At 64.2% G+C, this 3,909-nt stretch carries 4 protein-coding genes and 1 tRNA gene; 3 read left to right on the top strand and 2 right to left on the bottom strand.

What is annotated here, in order from left to right:
* Positions 1 to 402, top strand: a 402-nt coding sequence (locus PGX04_RS14480; RefSeq protein WP_273739161.1) for an enoyl-CoA hydratase/isomerase family protein, incomplete at its 5' end; no start/stop codon positions are given.
* A 69-nt stretch (positions 403 to 471) separates the two neighbouring features.
* Positions 472 to 1,005, top strand: coding sequence for a GNAT family N-acetyltransferase (locus PGX04_RS14475; RefSeq protein ID WP_273739160.1), 534 nt, complete (start codon positions 472 to 474; stop codon positions 1,003 to 1,005).
* 18 nt (positions 1,006 to 1,023) lie between these two features.
* Here the strand turns inward: PGX04_RS14475 and PGX04_RS14470 are convergent, their stop codons facing one another.
* Positions 1,024 to 1,818: an NAD+ synthase gene (locus tag PGX04_RS14470; RefSeq protein WP_273739159.1), complete on the bottom strand. Its 795-nt coding sequence runs from the start codon at positions 1,816 to 1,818 to the stop codon at positions 1,024 to 1,026.
* Between the two features lie 551 nt (positions 1,819 to 2,369).
* On the opposite strand from PGX04_RS14470, the gene PGX04_RS14465 reads away from it, so the two are divergent.
* Positions 2,370 to 2,440 (top strand) — tRNA-Gly (locus PGX04_RS14465).
* 164 nt (positions 2,441 to 2,604) lie between these two features.
* On the opposite strand, the gene PGX04_RS14460 is transcribed toward PGX04_RS14465, so the two are convergent.
* Positions 2,605 to 3,570 (bottom strand): transcription initiation factor IIB, encoded by a 966-nt coding sequence (locus tag PGX04_RS14460; RefSeq protein ID WP_098724717.1) that lies wholly within the window; start codon positions 3,568 to 3,570, stop codon positions 2,605 to 2,607.
* Positions 3,571 to 3,909 lie beyond the last annotated feature (339 nt).

Below are 3,909 nucleotides of genomic sequence, written 5' to 3'. Positions count from 1 at the left end.
GTCGGCGGCGGCCTCGAACTCGCGCTGGCCTGTGACGTTCGCGTGGGCACGTCCGAGTCGACCTACGGCGAACCGGGGGTCAGCTTCGGTCTGTTCGGTGCCTGGGGCGGGACCGTCAGGTTGCCCCGGGTGCTGGGTGAGGGCGACGCGCTCGAGTTCGCGCTCGCGGGACGGTCGATCGACGCCGAGGAGGCCCTGCGGCTGGGACTGATCTCGCGGCTCGAGGACGATCCGCGGACGGTTGCCGAAGAGATCGCCGAAAACGCGGACGACGCGCTGGCAGCCCTCAAGCGACGGATCCGTGACGACGACGAGCGTGCGACCCAGGAGCGACGCGAGGCCGCGGCCTTCGCCGACCTCGTCGCCGCTCACGCCGACGATATCGAGGCGCTGCTCGAGTAGGCGACGGGCTCGAGCAGCGGATGATGGTTGACCAAAAGTAATTTGTTCTCTTACACGAAGTGGACTGGTATGCCCGGACCGGTATTTCTGGAGGGCGACCGCGTCACGCTCCGACCGATCGAGGAGGCGGACATCGGATTCCTTCAGGAGCAGGTCAACGACCCGCGGATCTGGCGAGCGATCGGTCGCTCGAGGCCCGTGAACCGCGAGCAGGAACGGGAGTTCTTCGAGAACGACGTCTGTGGGGACGACACCGTCGTGCTCCTGATCGTCGCCGAGTCGACGCCGGTCGGAACCGTCGGGCTTCACTCGTTCGACTGGGAGGCCGGGCGCGCCGAACTCGGCTACTGGATCGCACCGGAGCACCACGAGCGGGGCTACGGCTCCGAGGCGGCGGAACGCGTCGTCGCGTACGCCTTCGACCAGCTCGGTCTCCACCGGATCGAGGCCCGGGTCTTCGAATTCAACGAGCCGTCGCGACGGCTGCTCGACTCCGTCGGCTTCACGCAGGAAGGCGTCCACCGTGACGTCGAATTCATCGACGGCGAGTATCAAGACGCGTACTGGTACGGATTGCTGGAGAACGAGTGGCGCCAGACGTGAGATGCCGGAAGCGGCAACTCACTCGAGCGGCACCGGGGCCGGCGGCGCGTTGCGCTTGTGTTCGCTGCGCTCGTACATGCCGCGGACTCGTTCGACCGTTTCCTCGTCGACCTCGAGCAGCCGGCAGGTCGCGGCGACGGAGAGCGGGCCGTCGATGTGGGTCGCGAGGATGTCGTCGAGCGTCTCGTAGCTGATCCCGAGCTCGCCCTCGTCGGTCTGGTCGGCCCACAGTTCCGCGGTGGCGGTCTTTGCGGCCAGTTCCTCGGGGACGCCGACGTGGCGGGCGAGCTGGCGGACCTGTCCCTTGTAGAGGTTCCCGATCGGGTGGCAGTCGACGGCCCCGTCGCCGTACTTGGTGAAGTAGCCCACCGCGGCCTCGCTGCGGTTCCCGGTTCCGACGACCAACCGGCTTTCGTGGTTGGCCACGAGATAGTTCAGGACCGCCCGGACGCGAGCGCGAGCGTTGCCCACGGCTTCGCGGTCACCCTCGGCTTCGGGATAGGTCGACAGGATCACGTCGACGATCGGTTCGATTTCGATCACGTCGTAGCTGATCTCGAGGTCCTGTGCGACCAGCTCGGCGTCACTCATGTTCCCCTCGCTGCTGACGGTCGCCGGCAGGACGAGCCCGTGGACGTTCTCGGCCCCGAGCGCCTCGACGGCCAGGTAGCCAGTCAGCGTGCTGTCGATCCCCCCGGAGAGTCCGAGCACGGCACCGTCGGCTCCCGCGGCGTCGACCCGTTCGCGAATGAACGCCGTGATGTGGTCGCGCTGGCGTTCCAGTTCCCCGTCCGAAAAGCGAAGGTCGATCATACAGGATCCTATACCGGGCGTGACCTAATAGGCTCCCCTCTCCGGAAAAAAGTGCCCGGACGGTCGATTTCGACGGAACGGCCGACTCGAGAAGTAGTACGTTACAGCGACCACCGGAAGGTCCGGGTGCGAGAATCGAACTGCGCGTCTCAGCCGGACCGGCTGAAGGATAGCCACTACCCCAACCCGGACACACTGCGTCTCTCGACACTATTCGCTACCACAGTAGACACGTAATACGTACTGATAGTCCGCAGAAATTGCAACTCGAGGACGAGCTTTTGTCGTCGCGGGCGCGCGGGCCGGTTCGAGAGCGCTACGTTCAAGTGCGACCGGAAGATACCCTTGGGTGACGAAGCGCGCCGGTGGGATGATGGACGAAGCCCATCGCAGTGGGACGCGCAAGTGGATGAAGTCCGCCGGTGGTGAGCAGTTTCGAAGAAACTGCGAGCCTCGGTGCGTGTGGAGTGTAGTGGCGCAGTGCGTCGGTGGTGAGCAAATCCTGCCGGATTTGCGATCCTCGGCGCACAAGCGAACGAAGTGAGCGCAGTGCGCCGGTGGTCCAGTGGTAGGACTCGAGCTTCCCAAGCTCGCGGCCCGGGTTCAATTCCCGGCCGGCGCATTTCTCGAGCAACAGAGGACCGAGGAGTGGACTCGCTACCGTTGATCACTCACGGAGAAAGAGGAGACCCATCTGTCGGTAAACAGACCGCATAGGTGCCAGTCACCGCTGGCTTCGGAGACACGACCACCCGCAACGACAGCGAAAATTGGTTCGGAACCGACTTACTCGTGAATTCCCATCGCTTCGATCTGCTCCTGGTACCGGTTCCGGATCGTCACTTCGGTCACCTGCGCGACGTCCGACACCTCGCGCTGGGTTTTCTTCTCGTTGCAGAGCAGCGACGCGGCGTAAATCGCAGCGGCGGCGTAGCCCGTGGGCGATTTGCCCGACAGCAGCCCCTTCTCGGTCGTCGTATCGATGATCTCGTTGGCTTTCACCTGTACCTCTTCGGAGAGTTCGAGTTCGGAGCAAAAGCGCGGCACGTACTTCTTCGGGTTGACCGGCTCCATCTCGAGGCCGAGTTCTTGGGCGACGTAGCGATAGGTGCGGCCGATCTCCTTGCGCTCGACGCGGGAGACGGCGGCGACCTCCTCGAGCGAGCGCGGGATGCCCTCCATGCGGCAGGCGGCGTAGAGGGTGCTGGTCGCGACGCCCTCGATCGAGCGCCCGCGGATGAGGTCTTCGTCGAGCGCGCGCCGGTACATGACGCAGGCGACCTCGCGGACCGAGCGGGGAATCCCCAGCGAGGAGGCCATCCGGTCGGTCTCCGAAAGCGCGAATTGGAGGTTTCGCTCGCCGGCGTCTTTGGTACGGATTCGTTCCTGCCACTTGCGCAGGCGGCGCATCTGGTTGCGTTTGTCCGAAGAAATCGAGCGGCCGTAGGCGTCCTGATTTTTCCAGTCGATCGAGGTCGTCAGCCCCTTGTCGTGCATCGTCTGGGTCGTCGGCGCGCCGACGCGGGACTTGTTCTGCCGTTCTGAGTGGTTGAACGCGCGCCACTCCGGTCCGTGATCGATGTTCGTTCCTTCGACGATCAGGCCACACTGGTCGCAGACGAGTTCCCCCTGATCCTCGCTCTTGACGAGTGTACCCCCGTTACACTCATCACACACCCGCTCACGCTCCGGTTCCTGTTCTTTTTCTGTCGTTTCAGGTTCTCGTTCGCGTTGGCGGGGTGGGCTTGCCATTTCGTGTAGATAACGATGTTGCAACGACTTAAGGACTCGCCACCATAGAGTCACCCTCGAAGTCGGTCGATCTGGCCCCGTTTCGACGGTAAATCGATATTACGCGGCGTTTCAGCCGCGTTTTCGGGGTCGAATTCCTCGGTTCCGAAAGGGGAAGGAGTTTACAGGTATCCGAACAGCGTTCCGACCAGTACCAGCAGCCACATCGCGGTGCCGACCAGCAGCATGTCGTTGAACTTCGAGTCGCGAGCCGCGCGTTTGGCCGCGCCGCCGGCGATCAGGCCGAGCGCGACGACGACGAGCATGCGCTGGACGACGACCTCGAGGGGGAGCGTGTCG

The sequence above is a fragment of the Natrinema soli genome, from assembly GCF_028618695.1.
This window is presented reverse-complemented; position numbering and strand designations above follow the sequence as displayed.